This is a genomic window from Geminicoccus sp. (assembly GCF_035556675.1).
Lineage (GTDB): Bacteria > Pseudomonadota > Alphaproteobacteria > Geminicoccales > Geminicoccaceae > Geminicoccus.
The window spans coordinates 1-20,519 of the sequence record NZ_DATMFZ010000076.1 but is presented as its reverse complement, the minus strand read 5'-3'; the positions used below and the strand labels follow the sequence as shown (position 1 = coordinate 20,519).

Here is a 20,519-nt window from a genome sequence, read left to right as displayed (position 1 = left end):
ACTCAATCAGGAAGCGTCAACCGTTGTTCCGCTTAGCCAGGTATGCGGCCACCGGGCGTATCAGTCACTGTCCAGTAGAACGAGCTGTCCCAAAGCATGAAGTATTCGAACATTCCGACGACCGGATGCGGCCGGTGGTCTGCGACAACGTCGCCCGGCACCGGAGCCAGTCCTGATCGTGATTGACGCGCTCTTGATCGCACCGCACCTTCGAGCCTGGGAAGGTGGGCGCGCCTTGCAGGGTCGCGGATACTTCGGCCTGCAGGCCTCATGATGACGGAGAACGTCGATGATTCGATCGCGACTGGCCAGCGGCCTGGGCGGTGCTGCCGCGCTGGCAGCCATGCTCCTGTCCGGCGCACTGCCGGCCCGGTCGGCCGGGCCCGCGCCGGCCCGGGTCCAGGCCACCCAGGCGATCGACGACCTGCCCAACCCGCCGGAACTGCGCAGCAAGGACGGGGTGCTGCGCGCCACCCTCAGGATCAGGCCAGCCGAGATCACCGTGCGCGGCCGCAAGGTCCGCGCCAACGTGGTCAACGGCGGCTACCTGGCGCCGACCCTGCGCATCCGCCCGGGCGACACGATCCAGGTCAAGGCGGTCAACGAGATCGGGCCGTCGCAGGTGAACATCACCCGGCCGCAGCCGACCAACATCCACTTCCACGGCATGGACGTCTCGCCCAGGCGCCCGAACGGCGACAACGTGTTCCTGCGGATCAACCCGGGCCGCGACCTGCGCTACGATGTGGCCGTGCCGCCCGACCATCCGCTGGGCCTGCACTGGTACCACGCCCACGTCCATCACTATGTCGACGACCAGATCGGCTCCGGCATCTCCGGCATGCTGATCGTGGACGGCACGTTCGAGACCCAGTACCCGGAATTGGCCAAGCTGCGCCGGCGGGTCATGGTCCTCAAGGACTTCACCTTCCCCGGCTTCAAGGACGGCGACGCCCGCGCCAAGTCGCTGAACGGCCTGGCCGACCCGCCGATCCGCGCGCGCCCTGGCGAATTCCAGGTCTGGCAGCTGGGCAATCTGGGTGCGGACGCCTTCTTCGACATGCAGCTCGATGGCCACAAGGTCTGGCTGCTCGAGCGCGACGGCAACCTGCTCGCCAAGCCGGTACGGCTCGACCACGTCTTCCTGCCGCCGGGTGCGCGGGCCACGATCGTGGTCGAGGCGGGCAAGGCCGGGCGCTACGCCTTCCGCCACCGCAAGGTCGACACCGGGCCCGCGGGCGACCCCAACCCGGCGGTCCAGCTCGGCACCTTCATCGTCGAGGGCGAGCCCCGGCATGCCAGGCGCTTCCTGAAGCGGCTGAACGAGGGCCCGGCCCGCCCGGGCCTGATCCGGCCCAGCGCCGCCGAGATCGCCGAGCTGAAGGTCGACCGGACCCGCTATGTCGACTTCTCCGAGAGTGCCGACGGCAACACCTTCTTCATCAACAAGAAGACCTACCGGGACGACCGGATCGACACGCTTACCCGGGTGGGCCAGGTCGAGCGCTGGATCGTGCGCAACTTCACCCAGGAATACCACGTCTTCCACCTTCACCAGACGGAGTTCCTGATCAAGCGCTTCTCCGGCGACCCGGACGAGACGCTGGGCGGCGGCCTGCGCGACGTGGTCAACATCCCCTATGCGAAGAACGGCAAGCCCGGCTTCGCCGAGATCATCATCCCGTTCACCAACCCGATCATCGCCGGCGACTTCGTCTATCACTGCCATCTGGTGCAGCATGAGGACGCCGGGATGATGGCCAACATCCGCGTCATGCCCCGCCGCACTGCGGCCGAGCAGGTCTGGGACAAGCTGCGCGACGTCGCCGGCCTCGACCTGCCCTCGCTTTGGCCGACCTCGACCGCCGAGGCCGGCACCTTCGCCGACCTGGACTCCCCCATCTGCCGGAGCGGCGAGACCGTCGAGTAGAACCTGGCTGCTCATCATGGCACCGGCGCCGCTTCCCTGGCCGGGCGGCCGGCGCTGCGCGTCCTACCTCTGCTTCATGGGGTGCGGCCCAGTTCCTTCCACTGCTCCGTGGCAGCGGCGATCTGGGCCTCGGGATGGGCCGAGGTCTCGTCCCGGCCCGCCCGGTCGTAGTGAAGGTAGAGCCGCCCGTCGACGATGACCCAGGCGTCGGGATCGATGGGCACCAGCCGGCCCAGCCCCACGCCTCCGGTGCAGAAGCCGCCGAACTGCGGGGCGTAGCGGTCGGGTTCGCCCGCGAACAGGTCCCGATGCTCGGCACTGGCGAACTGCCACCGTGCATCCTGCCAGGTATAGGCGAATTCGGGCTTGCCCCTGACCAGCCGCCCGTCAGTGAAGTAGGCGACCGTGTCGTAGCCGCGGATGGCGAGGTTGTCGGCGTCCTTGTTGATCCGCTCGCCCGCAGCGGCGGTGGCGGCCGCCAGGAGGATGGCGCAGACGGCGGCGCCCCGGATCCGACGGGTGACGCTCAGGTCGAGGTTCATTGCGGCACCTCCCGCAAACCCTCACTATGTCCATCGCACGTTCTACCCCTTGGCCGCGCGGGACGCTACGGGCCTACCGCCGTCGATGGGACACGGAATGGTGGCTGGACCCGCGGACGCATCACCTGAAGGTGCAGCACACGGCCGTCGGCGCAAGCTGGCCGCGATCCTGAGCGCCGACGCGGCCGGCTTCTCGCGCCAGATGCACGAGGACGAGGCGGGCACGCATCTGCGCCTGCGCTCCAGCCGCGAGATCATCGATCGGCTGGTCATGAATCATGACGGTCGGGTCGTGGGCTCGGCCGGCGACAGCGTCCTGGCCGACTTCCCGAGCGTGGTCGAGGCGCTCCACTGCGCGGTGGACATCCAGCAGGTTCTCCGCCGGCACAACGCTGCGCTCCCACCCGATCAGCGGCTCGAGTTCCGCGTCGGCATCAACCTCGGCGACGTGATCGTCGACGGCGCGGACATCTATGGCGATGGCGTCAACATCGCGGCGCGCCTGCAGCAGCTTGCCGAGCCGGGCGGCATCCTGGTCTCGCAGACAGTCCACAACCATGTCCGCGGCAAGCTCGACTTCGCCTTCGAGCCGCTGGGCAGGCACCGGTTCAAGAACATTCCCGAGCCGATCGCCACGTTCCGCGTGCGCCTGGACGGGTCCGGCGCCCCTTCGCCGGAGCGGCCGAAGCATCCGCTCCTGCACGCCAGGCCGGCCCGGATCACGACCGCATTGCTGCTGCTCCTGGCCCTGGCCGGCGCCGGCCTCTGGTTTGCCGGCCGAACCTTGGGCGACCGACAGGAGGAGCGTGCCGCGCCTGCCGGTCCAGGCATCATCGCCAGGCCCGTCATCGCGGTCCTGCCGTTCGCCAACCAGAGCGGCGACCCGAGCCAGGAGTATCTGAGCGACGGGATCACCGAGGACCTGATCGCGGCGTTGGGCCGCTTCTCCAGCCTGGGCGTGGTCGGCCGTGGCACGACCTTCAGCTACAAGGATAAGGCCGCCGATCCGGCCCGAATCGAGCGGGAACTGGGTGCCCGCTATGTCGTCGAAGGCAGCGTCCGCCGCGCCGACCAGCGGGTCCGGATCAGCGTCCAGCTCACCGACACGCGCGACGGGCTCCTGCTCTGGTCGGAGCGGTACGAGGAGAACCTGGCCGATGTGTTCGCTGTCCAGGACGCGATCATCCAGCGTCTGGTCGGTACCTTGGCCATGCGGGTAACCAAGGCCGAGCAGGAGCGCGCCCTGGCCAAGCCGCCAGGCGATCTCGCCGCCTATGACTATGTCCTGCGCGGCCACGAGCAGCTGGGGCGGCGCACCCGCAGTGGCAACGCTGAGGCACGCGAGTTCTTTCGCAAGGCCATCGAATTGGATCCGGCTTATGCGACCGCCCAGGCCGGCCTCGGTCGGGCCTATCTCGATGCGGCCTTGTTCGGCTGGACCGAATGGCCGACCAGGGCGCTGCAGAGCGCCAAGGAGTTCGCGGAGAAGGCGGTCGAGCTCGATGACGAGGATGCAGGCGGGCACGCCTTGCTCAGCTGGCTGTACGACTATGAGGGCCGTTTCGACCTCGCGACCGCCGAGATCGACCGGGCCATCGAGCTCAATCCGGGCGATCCGGACGTCCGGGCTCAGCGGGGTTCGATCTACCTCGCCAGCGGCAACCTGGACGATGCGATCCGCGAGTTCGAGGCTGCCCTATCCTTCGATCCGGTCCATGACCCCGCATGGATGGAACTGGGCGTCGTCTACTACGTCGCCGGCCGCCCTCAGGACGCGCTGGGCATCCTGGAGCGCAACATCGGCCGCAGGCCGGACCGGATACTGGCCTGGGCCGTGCTGGCGGCCGCTGCCACGGAACTGGGCCGCACGGCACAGGCGCAGGACGCCACAGCCAGGGTGCTGAGGCTCAATCCCTTCTTCGCATCGGAGGACCTTGCAGCCCTGTATGCGCAGCCGGCCCGCGAGCGATTGATCGCCGGCTTCCATCGAGCTGGCCTTCCCTGACCAGTAGCCAGCGCCCGCGCCGCTGCCGACGCACCGGACCGGCTTCGCCCCTCCAGCGGCGCGCTCCCTCGCGCGTCCTACACGTTCAGCAGCAGGTGCTCGCGCTCCCAGGAAGAGATCACCGACTGGTAGGCGGCATGCTCGGTCTCCTTGACCGCCAGCATCACCTCGACGAACTCCTCGCCTAAGACCTCGCGCATCGTCTTGGATGCCGCCAGCTTCTCCAGCCCCTCGCCCAGCTGGGTGGGGAGCGAGTGGGACAGGCGGTAGGCGCTGCCGGTGATCGGCTTGGTCGGCTCCAGCCCCTGGACCATGCCGAGATAGCCGCAGGCCAGCGACGCGGCGATCGCCAGATAGGGATTGGCGTCGGCACCCGCGATCCGGTTCTCGATCCTCCGCGATTCCGGGGCGCTGGCCGGCACGCGCAGGCCGACCGTGCGGTTCTCGGTACCCCAGTGGACGTTGATCGGCGCGGTCGAGAAGCGGCGCAGCCGCCGGTAGCTGTTCACGTTGGGCGCCAGCAGCGGCATGCATTGCGGCAGGTATTTCTGCAGGCCCGCGATGTGCGCCAGGAACAGGTCGGCATAGCCCTCGTCGCCCTCGGCGAACAGGTTCTGCCCGGTCCGGACGTCCACCACCGACTGGTGGATATGCATGGAAGAGCCTGGCTCCCGCTCCATGGGCTTGGCCATGAAGGTTGCGTAGATGTCGTGCTTCAGCGCGGCATGGCGGAGCGTGCGCTTGAACAGGAACGCCTCGTCGGCGAGGTCCAAGGGATCGCCATGGGCGAAGTTGATCTCCATCTGGGCGGCGCCCGATTCATGGGTCATGCCGTCCACGTCGATCTCCTGCGCCTCGCACCAAGCGTAGACGTCCTCGAAGATCGGGTCGAACTCATTGAGCGCGTCGATGCCGAAGCTCTGCCGCCCGGTCTCGGGCCGGCGCGAGCGGCCGATCGGCGGCTCCAGCGGATAGTCCGGGTCGGTGTTGATCTTGGTGAGGAAGAATTCCAGCTCCGGCGCCACCACCGGTTTCCAGCCGCGCTCCTGGTAGAGCCCCACCACCCGGCGCAGCACCTGGCGGGCTGCGATCGTCACCGGCTGGCCGTCATGGTGATGAACGTCGCAGATCACCTGCGCGGTCGGCTCGTCGTACCAGGGCACCATGCGCAGGGAATCGTGATCCGGCCGCATCCGCACGTCCCGGTCGGCCGGGTCGATCACGTCCTCTTCCGGATAGTCGCCGGTCACGGTCTGGATGAACACGCTTTCCGGGATGCGCAGCGTGTCGTCTTCCAGCGACTTCAGGAACTTGTAGGCCGGCAGCACCTTGCCCCGGCCGATGCCGTTGATGTCGACGATCAGGCACTCGACCTCGGTGATGTGCCGTTCCTCAAGCCACGCGGCGATATCGACCATGCTGCACCCTGGTTTGCGCCCGGGCACGGCAGGCATCCCCGAACGCCCGGAACATTCTGACGCTGTCCGGATTCTCCATCGCCCGCCATTCCGGATGCCACTGCACGCCCAGCACGAAGCCCGGCGCGTCCGGCACGGTCGCCGCCTCCGGCGTGCCGTCCGGGGCGACCGCCTCGACCCGCAGGCGTGCCGCCACCCGGTCCAGACCCTGGCCGTGCAGCGTGTTCACACTGGTCGTCTCCGCACCGTCCAGGATCCGCTGGAGCAGGCCGCCCGGGGTCAGCCGGATCTCGTGGCGCGGGTCGTAGCGCATGGCCGGCGGCCGGTCTTTTAGCGAGCGGTGGTCGAAGCGGCCCTCGACCTCGTGCAGGTGCTGGTGCAGCGTGCCGCCCAGCGCCACGTTCAGCTCCTGGAAGCCCCGGCAGATCGCGAAGATCGGCAGGCCCGCCTCGATCGCCCGGCGGATCAGCGGCAGGGTGGTGGCGTCACGCGCGGCATCGGCGATGTTGCCCTCGCGCGGCGGCGGCCCGGCATAATGCTCCGGCCCGACATTGCTCGGGCTGCCGGTGAGCAGCAGCCCGTCCAGCCGCTCCACCAGCAGGTCGGCGTCCGCGGCATGGCCGATCGCCGGGATCACGACCGGCATCGCCTGGCAGGCCTGGGCCACCGCATTCGTGTACTTGGCGCCGACCTGATGGCTGCCGAGCCCGTCCTCGCTCTCGCGCAGGCAGGCGGTGACGCCGATCAGGGGAAGCAGAACCCGGTCATTCATGCTGCACAGGTATCCCAGGGCTGAAGGGGCGACAAGCCGGCCCGGCAGTGCTTACGACAGGGCCCGGCTCGCCAGGGAAATGAAACGTTCGTCGGCCGATGTTGCCTGCGCCAGCGCCGCGCGCGCCGCCGGCAGCATTGCAGTGAGGTCGGGTACCCGGGCATGCGCCAAGCCGATGCGCACGCCGAGCCAGCGCTCGGCACCTGCCATCTCTAGCGGCTGCGCCAGCACGGCCGACAGCCGGGCCGCCAGCGTCTGCGCCCCCTCGGCCCCGCTCACCACCGCCACCACCGCACGCAGCCCGTCCTCCTGCGGTAGGAGATGGTCGACGGTGCGCAGGCTGGCACGCAGCCGCTCATCCAGCCTGGCGAGCACGGCATCGGCCGCGGCAAGGCCGAACGCGGCCGCCAGAAGCCCGACGCCCAGCGGCTCCAGCAGCAGCAGCGCCACCGCCCGGTCCTGCTCCACGGCTCTGCGCGCCGCATGCAGGAGCCGCTCCCCCAGCGGCGACAGGTCATCGCCGGCTGCGAACTGAAAGCCCCCTGCTTCCTCACGCAGGCCCGCAGGCGGGCGGCGCGTCTCCCCGCGCAGCACCCGCCTGCCCCCGCCCCCGGCCGGCTCGATCACCTCTAGCGCCACCGCACCACCATGGCGGGCCGGCAGCAGCACGCGCCCGTCCCGCTCCTCCAGCGCCACCCGGCCGTGGAGCACCGCCTCGTCCACCAGCAGCCGCAGCGCCCGGTTCGCGAGCACCACGCCCCCCGCCGGATCCAGCACCGCGAGCGGCAAGGGTGAACTCTCGGCGACGACATCCAGCAGCGTCTCGGCCATGGCGGCACCTGCGGCGGCGGGCTCAGGCAAAGAGTATTGCCAAGGATGCGGGGAGATTTTCAACCATTATACTATGTTATGTCGCCGTTTCTCCCGCGACACGACGGCGCGAGGCTGAAGCGGCGGTAGCCGTTCACTGGAACGGATTGCGGATGGTCAACTGCCCGACAACCACCATCCCGTCCTGCATGTCCTCGCTCCACAGGGTAGCGCAGCCGGCATCCAGGGCGGCAGCGACGATCATCGCATCATACGTCCTGAACCCATGATGGGCCGCCATGGCGCGGCCAAGATCGTGAACCCGGACGGTCAGGTCCCGCTCGGGCAGGAGCTCGCGGATCAGACCCATGCGCTCCTCGATCTCGGCCCAGGTCAGGCGCTGCTTGAGGCGCAGGACGTGCAGCACCTGGACGTTGATGGTCGGGCGGGTCCGTAGGATCTCCCAGGCCCGCTCCGCCTTCGAGCCGATGGTGAGCGCGTAGAGCACGACATTGCTGTCGGCAAAACTACCGGGCATTCGCCTCGTCCCGGTCGAAACCGGTAGTCCTCCGGCAACGCCGGCTTCTCCTTAGCGAGCCGGATCAGGCGCTCCAATGCCTCCTCAGCCTTGAGACGCCGGAAGACGGCAAGGCCACCCTCGACCCTCGTCAGCTCGATCTGGTCGCCTTCCTTCAGCCCCATTTCCTCGACCAGCTTGGCAGGCAGCCGGACGGCCAGGCTGTTGCCCCAGCGCGCGATCTGCATGGCTCGCCTCCAATACGGATATACACTAATGTATTATGTAGATCATTCGCCCCGATCCAGCAAGCAGCCGCCACAACCAGGCGCAGCCTCGTTCTCGGCCTCGCAGCTCCTGGGTGAAACGATCATGGCGACGTCGGTATCGGTGGCACGACCTGGTCAGCCTGGGCCCGCTGGATGGCGCATTCGCGGACCATGAAATCGACCAGCGCCCGCACGGACGGAAGCAGTCCACGCCGGGAGGGGAAGACCGCATGGACGATTCCCGACTGTGGTCGCCAGTCGGGAAGTACGTGGACGAGCCGGGTCGCACGGATATCATCCCAGACGAAGATGGTCGGCAGCTGCACGACGCCCGCCCCTGCGATCGCCGCGTTCCGCAGCACCGACAGGTCGTCCGTGACCAGGCGGGGTGCGTGCGGGACCGTCGCCACCCGACCATCAACGTGATGCAGGGTCCAGACATGGTCCCGATGCGGCCACTGCTGATCCAGGCTCGGCAGCATGCGGAGATCCGTGGGCGACTGGATGGTGCGGTCGGCCAGGCCAGGCGCCGCAACGAGGCACTGGACGCTCTCGTCCAGTCGCCTCATGACCAGGTCGGTCGGCTCCAACGGCGGAAACCGCACGCGAATCGCCAGGTCGAGCCCTTCGGCGATCACATCGACGCGGCGGTTCGTGCTCTCCAGCTGTATCTGGATGGCAGGGTTCTGCATCATGAAGCGGGCGATCAGCTCGCCGAACTGAAAGGACAGGAGCCCGGTCGGACAGCTCATCCGCACCAGGCCCCGCGGCTCCACCTGGATCGCCGCGGCGATCTGTTCGGCCGCCTCTGCTTCGACGATCATCGCGACGCAGCGCTCGTAGAAGTCACGCCCGATCTCGGTCACCGAGAAGCGGCGCGACGACCGGTTGAGGAGGCGAACGCCGAGGCGCTCTTCGAGGAGCAGGACCCGGCGGCTCAGCCGCGATTTCTGGATGCCGAGCGCGCGCCCGGCCGCTGAGAAGCCGCCGTGATCGACCACGGCCGCGAAGTAGTAGAGATCGTTGAGGTCCCGCATCGTCCTGACGGTAGGACGCTGCGTCGTACCGGGCAAGCTTTCTACATCATCGTTGCGCTTTTATCTCTGGCCCACGCAATCACGATGGGTTGCGACCCCGACAAGGGCCGGACCGGACAAGGTCGGCTTCCAGTTTCCCGAGGATGGCACGCGCTCGCCCGCCCGTCTGGTCGAGGCTGCGGACCGCCTCCAGCGCAATATGTCCCATCACGGCAGGAGGCCTACCAATGGCCAGTGAAACGATCCGCAACGTGCAGACCGACCATCTGCTCACGCCAGAGAATTCGCTTTTCATCATCATCGACTATCAGCCGATCCAGGTCTCCTCGATCCGCTCGATGCCCCGCGAAGAGCTGGTGTTCAACATCGTGAGCACCGCGAAGGCGGCGGTGAACTACAATCTTCCGATCGTCCACTCGACCGTCAATGTCGCGACCGGCCGCAACAAGCCACCGATCCAGGAACTGCAGGACGTGCTCGGCCACCTGCCGACCTACGACCGCACGTCGATCAACAGCTGGGAGGACACCGGCTTCAAGCAGGCGGTCAAGGCGATCGGCCGGCGCAAGCTCATCATGACCGCCCTCTGGACCGAGGCGTGCCTGACCTTCCCGGCACTCGACGCAATCCAGGAAGGCTATGAGGTCTATGTGCCGGTCGATGCGGTGGGCGGCACCTCGCTGGCCGCGCACGAGGCGGCGCTGCGTCGCATCGAGCAGGCTGGCGGGAGGCTCATCAGCCGTGTGCAGATGTATTGCGAGCTTCAGCGCGACTGGGCGCGTGAGGCGACGGTGCCCGGCTTCATGGGCGTCTTCGACAGTTTCGACGGGTTCAATCCCGAGAAGGCAGCCGAGAAAGCGGCCAAGGGCTGAGGCCGGACGATCCCGCCGTCCCGAACCGCCGCAGACAGAAACCTGAACAGCGCAAGGAACAAGCACATGACGGTTCTCGATCTTCCCAAGGCAGTTCTCGCAGCTGCACTTGCGATGGGCCCGCCTGCCGCAGCGCAGGCAACGAGTTCGCCGGATCAGTCCGCCGCGTCCCTGGCCGTCGTCATGGATTTCCTGGCCAACACGGCCCCGGACAAGGTCGAAGCTGCGGCCGCCCGCCTCGTAGCGCCCGACGCCGTTTACGTATCGCTGAACTTCGACAACCCCGAACTGAAGAAGATCGAGCCGTGGGCGGGGACTGCCACGGGCCCTGGCGCGTACAGCAGCACCTTCCTTCGGGTCGCAGAATATTGGCAGATCGAGGACTTCACGATCACCGACAAGCTGGCTTCAGCCGAGGATGTCGCCATTTTCGGCAAGTTCACCTATCGCTCGGTCGAAGTAGGCCATGTCTTCACCTCGCCCTTCTCGATCCACGCCAAGGTCCGTGACGGCAAGATGGTCTACTTCCAGTTCATGGAAGACACCTACGCATCGGCAAGCTCATTCCGGCAGAGCGGCTCGTGGACCGTAAAGACGACCAAGGGGACCCCGGCATTCGAAGTCGGCGCAAGGTGAGCTTGTCCGGCGCACGGCTGGACAGGGTTCGGCGGAGTGACGGGCACTAGCTCCGCAGAACCTGCGGCGAGCGCCAAAGCCTGCAGCCGGTGGCAGTCACGCCCGTCTAGTGCGCCGCCCCCCAGCTGTGCCCGGTGCCGACCTCCACCTCCAGCGGCACGCTCAACGACGCCGCCCCCTCCATCGCCGCCCGCACCAGCGCCGCTGTCGGCTCGACCTCGCTCTGCGGCACCTCCAGCAGCAACTCGTCATGGACCTGGAGCAGGAGGCGCGCGCCCGCCCGCTCATCGGCGAGCCGTCTGGCCAGCCGCAGCATCGCCCGCTTCATGATGTCGGCGGCCGTCCCCTGGATCGGCGCGTTGATCGCGGCGCGCTCGGCATAGGCCCGGCGGGAGGGCAGCTTGGACAGGATCTCCGGCACCCAGCAGCGCCGCCCGTCTACGGTCAGCACATAGCCCTTCTCGCGCGCCTCCGCCTTGGTCTGGTCCATGTATTCGCGGATGCCCGGATACTGCTCGAAATAGCGCTCGATATAGTCCTTGGCTTGGGCGTGCGGGATGCCCAGGCGCTGCGCCAGGCCGAACGCGCCGATCCCGTACACGATGCCGTAATTGATGGTCTTGGCGCTGCGGCGCAGGTCGCCGCTCACCTCCTCCACCGGCAGGCCGAACATCTGCGCTGCGGTTAGCCGGTGGATGTCGATGCCGTTGGCGAACGCCTCCTTCAGCGTCGCCAGCTCCGCCATGTGCGCCAGGATGCGCAGCTCGACCTGCGAATAGTCGGCCGACATCAGCACGTGGCCAGGCTCCGCGATGAACGCCTCCCGGATCCGCCGCCCTTCCTCGGTGCGGATCGGGATGTTCTGCAGGTTGGGCTCGGTCGAGCTGAGCCGCCCGGTCGAGGTGGACGCCAGCATGTAGGAGGTGTGCACCCGCCCATCGACCGGGCTGATCTGCTCGATCAGCGCATCGGTATAGGTGCGGGTCAGCTTCTGCAGCTGGCGCCACTGCAGCACCACCTTCGGCAGCTCGTGGCCCTGCTCGGCCAGCTGCTCCAGGACGTCCGCATCGGTGACATAGGCCCCGGCCTTGCCCTTCTTGCCGCCGGGAATGCCCATCTCGTCGAACAGCACCTCGCCCAGCTGCTTGGGCGAGCCGATGTTGAAGCTGTGGCCCACCAGCTTTGCCGCCTCGGCCTCGTAGGCCGCCATGCGCTGGCCGAACTCGCCGGACATCCGCCGCAGCAGATCGCGGTCGACCGCCACCCCGTGCAGTTCCATCTGCGCCACCACCGCCGGCAGCGGCCGGTCCAGCTCCTCGTAGACCCGGACCATCCTCTCCTCGACCAGGCGCTTCTTCAGCACTTTCCAGAGGCGATAGGTGACCAGCGCGTCCTCGGCCGCATAGTCGGTGGCCTTCGTGACCTCGACCTTGGCGAAGCCGATCCGCGACTTGCCGGTGCCGGTCAGCGAATCGTAGCTGATCGTGTCGTGGTCCAGATGGCGCTTGGCCAGCTCGTCCATGCCATGGCCGTGCCGGGCCCCGTCCAGCACGTAGCTGATCAGCAGCGTGTCGTCATAAGGGCTGATCGTGGTCCGGTACTTGGCCAGCACACCCATGTCGTATTTCAGGTTGTGCCCGATCTTGAGGATCGATGGATCCTCCAGGATCGGCCGGAGCCGGTCGATCACCGCATCCGTCTCGAGCTGCCCCTCGCAGCGCTGGCCGAACGCGTCCTCGTGGCAAAGGGGCACATAGACCCCCTCCTCCTCGTCCACCGCCATGGACAGCCCGACCAGGGTCGCGTCCATGATGCTGAGCGAGGTGGTCTCGGTGTCGATCGCCAGGTAGCCGCCGGCCTTCGCCCGCGCCAGGAACCCGTCCAGCTCGGTGAAGTCGGTGATCGCCCGGTAGCGCAGCTCACGCTTGACCGCCACCTCCTGGTGCACCGCCGCGGCCTCGGCCAGCAGGCCCACCCGGGAGATCAGCGTCTTGAAGCCGTTCTCCTGGAGGAAGGGCAGCAGCGTGCCGGGGTCGATCGAGGCGCGGCCGATCTCGGCGAAGGTCAGCGGCAGCGGCGCGTCGTGCTTCAGCCCCACCAGCTCGTAGGACAGACGTGCCTTGTCCGCGTTGGTTTCCAGCGTCTCGCGCCGCTTGGGCTGCTTGATCTTCGCCGTGGACGCCAGCAGTTCCTCCAGGGAGCCATACTCGGTGATCAGCTGTGCCGCCGTCTTCACCCCGATGCCCGGCACGCCCGGCACGTTGTCCGAGGTGTCGCCCGCCAGCGCCAGCACGTCGCGCACCCGCTCCGGGCCCACACCGAACCGCTCGACCACCTCGTCATGGCCGATGTTCTTGTTCTTCATCGGGTCGAACATGAACACGCCGTCGGCGACCAGCTGCATCAGGTCCTTGTCGGAGCTGACGATCTCGACCACTCGCCCTTCCGCCCTGGCCGCCCTGGCATAGGACGCGATCAGGTCGTCCGCCTCGTAGCCTTCCAGCTCCACCACCGGCAGGCCGAACGCCCGCGCCGCATCGCGCACCAGCGAGAACTGCGGCCGAAGCTCCGGGGGCGGCTCCGCCCGGTTCGCCTTGTAGGCGTCGTACATCTCGTTGCGGAACGACAGCCGCGAATGGTCGAACACGACCAGCAGGTCGTCCTCCGCCCGGTCGGTCATCAGCTTGAACAGCATGGACGCGAAGCCGAACACGGCATTGACCGGCGTGCCGTCCGGCCTTGTCATCGGCGGCAGCGCGAAGAACGCCCGGAAGATGTAGCCGGAACCATCGACCAGGACGAGGCGGGATGCAGTGCTCATGGGCAGGGAACCTAGCCGCGGCGAAGCCATCCCGACAGAGGGCATCCCATCCGGATGCGCACGGAACAGGGTCAAGCCAGCCGGTCGAGCAGCGCCCGTGCCTGCCACAGGTCCGGTATTTCCTGGTCGTCCCCGAACGACGCCACGATCGGCGCCAGAAGAGCGCGGCCAGCGTCGCGCCCGTCGCGACCGTCACGGCCGGCCCGGAACTGCGCCAGCGAGGTGGCTGCCCGCAGCTCCCAGAGCTTTACCCCCTGGCTGCCCGCCAGCAGAAGTGCCTGGCGCAGGCAGTCCTCGGCCCGGATCAGGTCGCTCCCAGCCAGCAACTCGCCCTGGCGCCGGAGCAACTCCGCGTTGAACCAGCATTCGCCGGTGCGCGCCGAGTCGGAGAGCGCCGATGCCAGGGTGGCGCCCGCCTCGTCCGCCCGGCCAGCGGCGAGCTGCACCTCGGCCAGCAGGGCCAGATAGTGCGGTGACAGCAGCTTCGCCTCGGTGGCCTGGTGCGCGGCGATGCCAGCCTGGATATGGCGGGTTCCGGCCGCGACGTTGCCGCCGCGTGCCAGCGCCCAGCCACGGAAGATCTCGCCCATCGCCGACCAGAACGCGAAGCCCTGGCTGGCGCAGGCACCAAGCATGGCTTCCGCGTGCAGCGCCACGGCAGGATGGTCGTCCAGGAACTGCGCCACCGTGCATCGGCATTGCAGCACCACCGCCAGCGTAGGCTGGTGCCCGAGCGCGCGCGCCTCGGCCAGGGCGCGCTCGACCAGCGGCACGGCTTGGTCGGAATGTCCCATCATCAGCAGGATCCAGGCGAGGAAGCCCCGGCCGGTCACTCGCGGATCGGTCGGATAGAGCGACGCACCGAACGGGCCGTCGCTTCCCGCCAGCTCCAGCAACGTCTCCAGCTGCGCGCGGGCCTCCTGCAACCGCGCCAGGAACAGGAGGGTCGTGCCGCGCGCCCGCAGCCCCAGAAGCTGGGCCAGCCGGTCGTCCTGCGCCTTCGCCAGTTGCAGCAGCTCGCCCGCGATGGCCTCGGCCGGGGTGAGTTCCGCGCGGGTGTTGTGCGAGGCCCAGAGCCCGAACAGCACCGGGACGAGGCGACGGCTCTCGCCCAGGCGCCGGCACAGCTCGCGGGCGCGCTTATAGGCGATGGCGGTCTCGCCGGCCGCCTGCCCCTTCGCCGCGAACAGGGCCGCACCCAGTGCCGCCTGGAGTTCCAGCTCGCGGCGCTGCCGTTCCTCCCCCTCGGGCAGGCTGCGCAGCGCCTCCAGCCCGGCATGAAGCTGCGCCATCGCCTCCCGCGTCGCGGAGCGGACCAGGGCCTGCTCGCCGGCCCGCTGGTGCCAGGCGGCCGCCTCCGCCATCTGCCCACTTTCTGCCCAGTGGCGCGCGATCACCTCGGGCGTTGCCTGCGCCAGCCCGGGGAACTGCTCCACCAGCACCTGGGCGATCCGGGCATGGACCGCACGGCGCCGGCTCCTGAGCAGGCTGCCATGTGCCGCATCGCGCAGCAGGGCATGCTTGAAGCTGTAGATGGCATCCGGTGCCTGCCCCCGACGGAACACCAGCTCCGCCTGGATCAGCTCGTTCAGCGCACGGGTCAGCTCCGGCTCGGGGACATCGGCCACCGCTGCCAGCAGGTCGTGCCCGAACTCGCGGCCGATGCAGGCTGCGACCTGGGCGATCCGGTGGGCCACAGGCGAGCGGTCCAGCCGCGCCATCAACCAGTCGTGCAGCGATCCCGGAATGGTCTCGGCGGTGGCATCGCCGTCCAGCATCGCCCGGGTGACCTCCTCTAGGAACAGCGGCACGCCCTCGGCGCGCGCCAGGATCGCGGAGCAGACGCCATCATCCAGTGGCCGGTCCGCGGCGAGGCCCGTCACGATTGCCCGGGCGGCTTCCCGGTCCAGCCGGCTGAGGGTGATGCGCGTCAGATGCGGGTGACCAGCCAGCACCGGCTGTCCTTCGGTCCGACTGGTCAGCAGCACCAGTACCCGCGCCTCGCTGATGGCACCCAGCACCTGCTCGGCGAGATCCAGCGTCGTCGGATCGATCCAGTGCACGTCCTCGAACAGGAGCAGCACCGGCCTTTGCCGCGCAAGCCCCAGCAGCTGGTCGACCAGTGCGGTCAGCATGCGGCTGCGCTTCTGCTGGGCGGTCAGCATGACCGGAGCATCGTTCGAGACGATGCCCAGCAGTTCGGCCAGGAGGGGTAGCGCCTCGCCCGGATCGGGAACGGCACGCCGGAGCAGGGCTTCCAGGCTGGCGAGCCGCCCCTGCTCGTCGCTTTGCCGGGCAAACCTGGCCGACCAGCGAAGCTGCTCCGCCACCGGCCAGAGCGGGCTGTCCTTGTGCTGGGGCGAGCACTGGTAGCGCAGGGCGAGATGATCCTGCCCCACCAGGGCACCGGCCAGGGCCACGGCGAGCCGCGACTTGCCGATGCCCGCCTCGCCCAGCACCATGATGGCCTGCCCCTCGCCCATTCGGGCGCGCTCCCAGCGGTCGAGCAGGAGTGCCAGTTCCTGGTCGCGGCCGACCATTGGTGCCAGCCGCACCGCCTGCCGCGCCTCGAACCTGGTGATGGCGCTCCGGTCCGCCTCTACCTGCCAGCAGGGTACCGGCTCCGGCAGGCCCTTCAGCGTGACCATGCCCAACCCCGCCAGCTGGAAGCGGTTGCCCAGGAGCCATCTGGTCCTGGCTGCGATCACCACCTTCCCGGGCGGCGCGCTCGCCTGCAGCCTCGCGGCGAGGTTCGGCGTCTCGCCGACCACCGCCTCCTCGCGAGACGTTCCCTGCCCGATCAGGTCACCGACCACGACCACGCCGGTGGCGATGCCGACGCGGGCGGCGAGCGGCTGCCCGCCCGGTGCCCGGAGCGCCGAGACCACGCTGGCAATGGCGAGACCCGCCTGCACCGCGCGCTCCGCGGCATCTTCATGCGCCCTTGGCCAACCGAAATAGGCCAGCACGCCATCGCCCATGAACTTGCCGACATGGCCGCCGAAGCGCACCACCTCGCCCGCCACGGCGTCCTGATAGCTGCGGATGACCTCACGCATGTCCTCGGCATCGAGCCGGCAGCTGAGCTCGGTCGATCCCGCCAAGTCCACGAACATCACGGTGAGCTGCCGGCGCTCGGCCTGCGGGCCGGCAACGACGACATCCGGCCCTGCCGCCGCCGGCGCTGGAGGGGATGCCGGCACCACCGCCGCATCACGCAGCTGCGCGATGGCCTTGAGGAGCTTCATCCGGTGGCCGAGCGGCAGGCCCAGTTCTCGCAAATGCTCGTCGCGCAGCTCGACCAGCGTCTCGACGTCGATCGCGGCGTCATGGAAGGCAGGTCCGTAATGCCCGAGGCCAAGGCCATCCAGCCAGACGCCGATGTCCATGCCGCCTCCCCTGGCTCCGGCAGCCCCATGCCGGGCCGGGACTATATCACGGGCCAGCCCGCGGCTGCATGCTGGACGAGGGTCCGGCGGCTCCCTGCTTGCGCACGACCCCGAAACGACGGCGCCGCCCGGCCTGCTGCGAATTGATCAGGGACTGGACAATCCCGTCACCGATCGAGACAAGCCCCAGCGCTGGAACGCTGACAGCCATGCCCGCCTACACCCACATGGAAGATACATGTAGCCGCATTCATGTTTTATTTGAACAAGATCGGACGAGTGGCAATGGAACCGCCAGGGATTCGGCCCGTTCGCGCCACGGCACGCCAGGGGAGGACGCATCATGAACATGATTTCTGGGACGGAAGAAGGCGACCTCCTGCGTGGCACGAAGGTGGCCGACACGATCCTGGGCGATGCCGGTGACGATGTGATCGGGTTCGGGACCGATGCGGACGGCCAGGCGGTCTTCCTCGCTGAAGAGGGCGACGACGTCATGGCCGGCGAGGCCGGCGACGACCGGCTGAACGGTGGTGACGGCGACGATCTCCTGGATGGCGGCCGGGGCCTCGACATCCTGTTCGGCGGCGACGGCGATGACCGCCTCGTGGGCGGATCCGGTGACGACTATCTCAATGGCGGCGCCGGCCATGACTGGCTGCATGGCGGCAGCGGCCATGACGAGCTCTATGGCGAGGTGGGCAACGACTATCTGATCGGCGGCGACGGCCAGGACCGCCTCTATGGCGGCGATGGCCGCGACCGACTGGCTGGTGGCGACGGCCACGACATCCTCACCGGCGACGGCGGCAGCGACTATCTGAATGGCGGTGCCGGCGACGACATGTTGTTCGGCGACGACGGCAGCGACCGCCTGTCCGGCGGCAGCGGCGACGACGAGCTGCATGGCGGCGAGGGCGACGACGTGCTGGCTGGCCAGGATGGCGAGGACGTGCTCTTCGGCGGCGACGGCCAGGACCAGCTGATCGGTGGTGCCGGCGACGATGGCCTGATCGGCGGGGCGGGCGACGACGTGCTGGATGGCGGCGAGGGCAGCGACGCCGCCCTGTTCTCCGGTGCCTTCGCCGACTACGCGGTGAGCCAGCAGGCCGATGGTGGCTGGAGGGTCGCACACCTGGCCGGCGGCGATGGCACCGACGTCCTGCACCAGATCGAGTTCCTGGTCTTCACCGACCGGACCATCGCCCTCGCCTGACCGGCGTGCCCTTTGCCTGAGGGAATGGCCGGGAACCACCCCGGCCACCACTTCAATTACCGCAAGAACAATTTCCGACTATACTTGCCGAGGTGATCTCCGTCACATCCGCGCACACGAACATGTGATAGATTAGGCACTGCCAAAACCCTGGCATGAAGAAGCCGAGCACGAGCTTCATTGGTCAAAGCGTGCATGGAGGCACCTACGCCATCGCCATGACTTTGATGAGGAGCGTGCCATGAAGTACATGATCAGCAGCAGAATTCGACACATCGCCGCGACACTTGCCTGCGCCGCGACGGTCGGATGGGCCAGCGGCGCCCTGGCGGACGGCTGGCCGTCGAGCATCGCCGGCACCTGGAGCGTCGTCGCCAACCAGACCTCCGGCCAGCTGGTGATCTCCCAGGCGGGGGCCGGCACCTGCAAGCGGATCACCGGCACCATTTTCGGCGCCCAGATCCAGGGCTCCTATTGCCTGGGTGCCGGCACCGTCACCTTCCACCGCTATCGCAATGCCGCCAAGGAGGCGAGCCAGTTCTACCGGGCGAATGTTTCCCAGCAGCAGGTAGGCCGGCCCATGCGCATGAGCGGTTCCTTTGCCACCCGCTCCGACCTGGACAGTCCCGGCGAGTACAGCTTCTACGGAACCAAGTAACAGATCTCGCGTTACACCCTGCCCGGTCGGCACAGCCCTTCCCCGCAACCCGGCCGACATGAGCCCCCAGCCGCGATCGCCCGAGGCGGCGGTCGTGTGGATCCGGCAGGCACGCCACCCGGAAAGGGCGGGCGTGCCTGCCAATCCTCATGCCGCCGCGTTCGGCCCCGCCCCCGTTTCGAGCAGCTTCACCACCTCCCCCAGCTTGTCCGGGTTGCGGGTGATGTAGATCTCGGCGATCCGGCCACCCTCGATCGCCAGCGCCGTGGTCTGCAGCACGCCGCCGCGCTCGCGGCTGAGATAACCCGGCAGGCCGTCGATCCAGGCCGGCCGCAGCCACGTCCCCGAATGTGCGCCGTACTTGCGGTAAAGGCCGCGGTACAGCCGCAGCACCCGCGCCATGCCGGCCACCGGATTGAGGAAGGCCAGCACCTTGCCGCCGCCGTCCGAGCGCAGCACCACGTCCTCCGCCAGCATGGACTGCAGGGTGGCCAGGTCGCCGCTCTGCACGGCGGTGAAGAAGGCTTTTGCGATCCGGCTGCCCTCCTCGCGCGTCACCGGGAAGCGCGGGCGTGCCGCCTGGACGTGGCGCCGCGCGCGCACCGCCAGTTGCCGCACCGCCGCCGGCTCGCGCCCCAGCGTGCGGGCGATCTCGTCCAGCGCCACGTCGAACACGTCGTGGAGGAGGAAGGCCGCGCGCTCCAGCGGCGAGAGCCGTTCCAGTGCCAGCATCAGCGAGAGTGTCAGCTCGTCGGCCGCCACCGCTTCCTCCGGCTCCTCGACGATCGGCTCCGGCAGCCAGCTCCCCACATAGGTCTCCCGCCGGGCCCGCGCCGATTTCAGCGCATCCAGGCACAGCCGGGTGACGGTGCGGGTGAGATACGCGCCGGGCTCCCGCACCGTCCCTGGCTCCACCTGCTGCCAGCGCAGCCAGGCATCCTGCACAATGTCCTCGGCCTCGGCCGCCGAGCCCAGCATCCGGTAGGCCAGCCGCACCAGCCGCCGCCGGTGCGCCTCGAACAGTACCGTCGCGCCGTCCTGTATCGTCATGTGCCGCATCATCGCCCGCCTGCCGCCGCCGATCCAGCAGTGACGAGGCGAGCGGGCCGCGTGTGACATGGCATGGCGCTGCTGAAGGCGGCTCCTGGCCAGACCTGCCCTTCTTGACTGCCCGGGCATTGTTTGTTGGGCTGCGGGGCAGGCTTGCTCGGAGCCTCCGTGTCCGCGGGAAGGGCTGCGCCCACGTTCATGAAGAGCGGCCCGGTTTTCCATCCACCCTTTCCGGTCTGATCGGCGGACGCAGACACGAGGAAGGGGCTTGCCTTGTCCGATCCATCCAGCACCGCACCTGCGTCCGGAGCCCGGCGCGCCGCCTCCCCGTTCCGCCTGAACCTCGAGCAGCAGCGCAAACGCGCGAAGGAGCTGCTCAAGGGACTGCGGACCGGCGACGCCGGCGCTTGGCACCGCTTTCGGATTCATCATCCCCGATGGCCGGATCATGAGCAGGCCGCGCCACCGGACGCAGCCCTGCGCTTGAGCGAGGCGCAGCTGGTCATTGCACGCGAGCTGGGTCTGCCGACCTGGCCGCGCCTGAAGGCGCACATCGCCGCCATGGACCGGACCTGGT

General features: G+C 68.5%; 15 protein-coding genes and 2 pseudogenes. 7 read left to right on the top strand and 10 right to left on the bottom strand.

The features are described 5' to 3' along the window. The first annotated feature begins 289 nt into the window (after positions 1–289). Positions 290–1,930, top strand: a complete 1,641-nt coding sequence (locus VNS22_RS05960; protein WP_325730581.1) for a multicopper oxidase family protein — start codon at positions 290–292, stop codon at positions 1,928–1,930. A 74-nt stretch (positions 1,931–2,004) separates the two neighbouring features. On the opposite strand, the gene VNS22_RS05955 is transcribed toward VNS22_RS05960, so the two are convergent. Next, on the bottom strand, positions 2,005–2,472 hold the full coding sequence (locus VNS22_RS05955) for a YHS domain-containing (seleno)protein (RefSeq protein ID WP_325730579.1): 468 nt from the start codon (positions 2,470–2,472) through the stop codon (positions 2,005–2,007). A gap of 97 nt (positions 2,473–2,569) precedes the next feature. On the opposite strand from VNS22_RS05955, the gene VNS22_RS05950 reads away from it, so the two are divergent. Beyond that, on the top strand, positions 2,570–4,477 hold the full coding sequence (locus VNS22_RS05950; protein ID WP_325730577.1) for an adenylate/guanylate cyclase domain-containing protein: 1,908 nt from the start codon (positions 2,570–2,572) through the stop codon (positions 4,475–4,477). Between the two features lie 77 nt (positions 4,478–4,554). Here the strand turns inward: VNS22_RS05950 and VNS22_RS05945 are convergent, their stop codons facing one another. The 6 genes and pseudogenes from VNS22_RS05945 to VNS22_RS05920 all read right to left on the bottom strand — a co-directional run bounded on the left by VNS22_RS05945 (position 4,555) and on the right by VNS22_RS05920 (position 9,300). Beyond that, on the bottom strand, positions 4,555–5,895 hold the full coding sequence (locus VNS22_RS05945) for a glutamine synthetase family protein (RefSeq protein ID WP_325730575.1): 1,341 nt from the start codon (positions 5,893–5,895) through the stop codon (positions 4,555–4,557). Next, on the bottom strand, positions 5,870–6,667 hold the full coding sequence (locus VNS22_RS05940; RefSeq protein ID WP_325730573.1) for a gamma-glutamyl-gamma-aminobutyrate hydrolase family protein: 798 nt from the start codon (positions 6,665–6,667) through the stop codon (positions 5,870–5,872). The genes VNS22_RS05945 and VNS22_RS05940 overlap by 26 nt, the downstream gene beginning before the upstream one ends. 51 nt (positions 6,668–6,718) lie before the next feature. Beyond that, positions 6,719–7,498 carry a hypothetical protein gene (locus VNS22_RS05935; protein ID WP_325730571.1) on the bottom strand — a complete coding sequence of 260 codons (780 nt, stop codon included), beginning with the start codon at positions 7,496–7,498 and terminating at the stop codon, positions 6,719–6,721. 133 nt (positions 7,499–7,631) lie between these two features. Next, positions 7,632–8,015, bottom strand: coding sequence for a PIN domain-containing protein (locus VNS22_RS05930; protein ID WP_325730569.1), 384 nt, complete (start codon positions 8,013–8,015; stop codon positions 7,632–7,634). Positions 8,016–8,074: 59 nt separating this feature from the next. Beyond that, positions 8,075–8,242, bottom strand: a pseudogene (locus VNS22_RS28505) (AbrB/MazE/SpoVT family DNA-binding domain-containing protein); the annotation flags it as partial. A gap of 122 nt (positions 8,243–8,364) precedes the next feature. After that, a complete protein-coding gene (locus VNS22_RS05920) occupies positions 8,365–9,300 on the bottom strand; it encodes a LysR substrate-binding domain-containing protein (protein WP_325730567.1) in 936 nt (311 codons plus the stop codon). Positions 9,301–9,527: 227 nt separating this feature from the next. On the opposite strand from VNS22_RS05920, the gene VNS22_RS05915 reads away from it, so the two are divergent. Both VNS22_RS05915 and VNS22_RS05910 read left to right on the top strand, forming a co-directional pair. Further along, positions 9,528–10,172, top strand: a complete 645-nt coding sequence (locus VNS22_RS05915; RefSeq protein ID WP_325730565.1) for a hydrolase — start codon at positions 9,528–9,530, stop codon at positions 10,170–10,172. Between the two features lie 66 nt (positions 10,173–10,238). Then, positions 10,239–10,808 carry a nuclear transport factor 2 family protein gene (locus VNS22_RS05910; RefSeq protein ID WP_325730563.1) on the top strand — a complete coding sequence of 190 codons (570 nt, stop codon included), beginning with the start codon at positions 10,239–10,241 and terminating at the stop codon, positions 10,806–10,808. 106 nt (positions 10,809–10,914) lie between these two features. On the opposite strand, the gene polA is transcribed toward VNS22_RS05910, so the two are convergent. Both polA and VNS22_RS05900 read right to left on the bottom strand, forming a co-directional pair. Beyond that, a complete protein-coding gene (gene polA, locus VNS22_RS05905) occupies positions 10,915–13,629 on the bottom strand; it encodes a DNA polymerase I (protein WP_325730561.1) in 2,715 nt (904 codons plus the stop codon). Positions 13,630–13,700: 71 nt separating this feature from the next. Continuing rightward, positions 13,701–17,018, bottom strand: a complete 3,318-nt coding sequence (locus VNS22_RS05900) for an AAA family ATPase (RefSeq protein WP_325730559.1) — start codon at positions 17,016–17,018, stop codon at positions 13,701–13,703. A gap of 343 nt (positions 17,019–17,361) precedes the next feature. Here VNS22_RS05900 and VNS22_RS05895 point away from each other — a divergent pair, with 343 nt between their 5' ends. Together VNS22_RS05895 and VNS22_RS05890 are read left to right on the top strand one after the other, a co-directional pair. Then, a complete protein-coding gene (locus VNS22_RS05895; RefSeq protein WP_325730557.1) occupies positions 17,362–18,234 on the top strand; it encodes a calcium-binding protein in 873 nt (290 codons plus the stop codon). Positions 18,235–18,475: 241 nt separating this feature from the next. Continuing rightward, positions 18,476–18,892 carry a hypothetical protein gene (locus tag VNS22_RS05890; protein WP_325730555.1) on the top strand — a complete coding sequence of 139 codons (417 nt, stop codon included), beginning with the start codon at positions 18,476–18,478 and terminating at the stop codon, positions 18,890–18,892. 147 nt (positions 18,893–19,039) lie between these two features. Here VNS22_RS05890 and VNS22_RS05885 read toward each other — a convergent pair whose 3' ends face one another. Next, positions 19,040–19,942: a sigma-70 family RNA polymerase sigma factor gene (locus VNS22_RS05885; protein ID WP_325730553.1), complete on the bottom strand. Its 903-nt coding sequence runs from the start codon at positions 19,940–19,942 to the stop codon at positions 19,040–19,042. Positions 19,943–20,215: 273 nt separating this feature from the next. Here VNS22_RS05885 and VNS22_RS05880 point away from each other — a divergent pair. Next, a pseudogene (locus VNS22_RS05880) lies at positions 20,216–20,519 on the top strand (hypothetical protein); the annotation flags it as partial.

What these genes read in the sequence shown, in the direction of transcription:
- VNS22_RS05960 (WP_325730581.1), top strand. Translation starts at nt 290, where the DNA reads ATGATTCGATCGCGACTGGCCAGCGGCCTGGGCGGTGCTGCCGCGCTG.
- VNS22_RS05955 (WP_325730579.1), bottom strand. Translation starts at nt 2,472, where the DNA reads ATGAACCTCGACCTGAGCGTCACCCGTCGGATCCGGGGCGCCGCCGTC.
- VNS22_RS05950 (WP_325730577.1), top strand. Translation starts at nt 2,570, where the DNA reads ATGGTGGCTGGACCCGCGGACGCATCACCTGAAGGTGCAGCACACGGC.
- VNS22_RS05945 (WP_325730575.1), bottom strand. Translation starts at nt 5,895, where the DNA reads ATGGTCGATATCGCCGCGTGGCTTGAGGAACGGCACATCACCGAGGTC.
- VNS22_RS05940 (WP_325730573.1), bottom strand. Translation starts at nt 6,667, where the DNA reads ATGAATGACCGGGTTCTGCTTCCCCTGATCGGCGTCACCGCCTGCCTG.
- VNS22_RS05935 (WP_325730571.1), bottom strand. Translation starts at nt 7,498, where the DNA reads ATGGCCGAGACGCTGCTGGATGTCGTCGCCGAGAGTTCACCCTTGCCG.
- VNS22_RS05930 (WP_325730569.1), bottom strand. Translation starts at nt 8,015, where the DNA reads ATGCCCGGTAGTTTTGCCGACAGCAATGTCGTGCTCTACGCGCTCACC.
- VNS22_RS05920 (WP_325730567.1), bottom strand. Translation starts at nt 9,300, where the DNA reads ATGCGGGACCTCAACGATCTCTACTACTTCGCGGCCGTGGTCGATCAC.
- VNS22_RS05915 (WP_325730565.1), top strand. Translation starts at nt 9,528, where the DNA reads ATGGCCAGTGAAACGATCCGCAACGTGCAGACCGACCATCTGCTCACG.
- VNS22_RS05910 (WP_325730563.1), top strand. Translation starts at nt 10,239, where the DNA reads ATGACGGTTCTCGATCTTCCCAAGGCAGTTCTCGCAGCTGCACTTGCG.
- polA (WP_325730561.1), bottom strand. Translation starts at nt 13,629, where the DNA reads ATGAGCACTGCATCCCGCCTCGTCCTGGTCGATGGTTCCGGCTACATC.
- VNS22_RS05900 (WP_325730559.1), bottom strand. Translation starts at nt 17,018, where the DNA reads ATGGACATCGGCGTCTGGCTGGATGGCCTTGGCCTCGGGCATTACGGA.
- VNS22_RS05895 (WP_325730557.1), top strand. Translation starts at nt 17,362, where the DNA reads ATGAACATGATTTCTGGGACGGAAGAAGGCGACCTCCTGCGTGGCACG.
- VNS22_RS05890 (WP_325730555.1), top strand. Translation starts at nt 18,476, where the DNA reads ATGAAGTACATGATCAGCAGCAGAATTCGACACATCGCCGCGACACTT.
- VNS22_RS05885 (WP_325730553.1), bottom strand. Translation starts at nt 19,942, where the DNA reads ATGACGATACAGGACGGCGCGACGGTACTGTTCGAGGCGCACCGGCGG.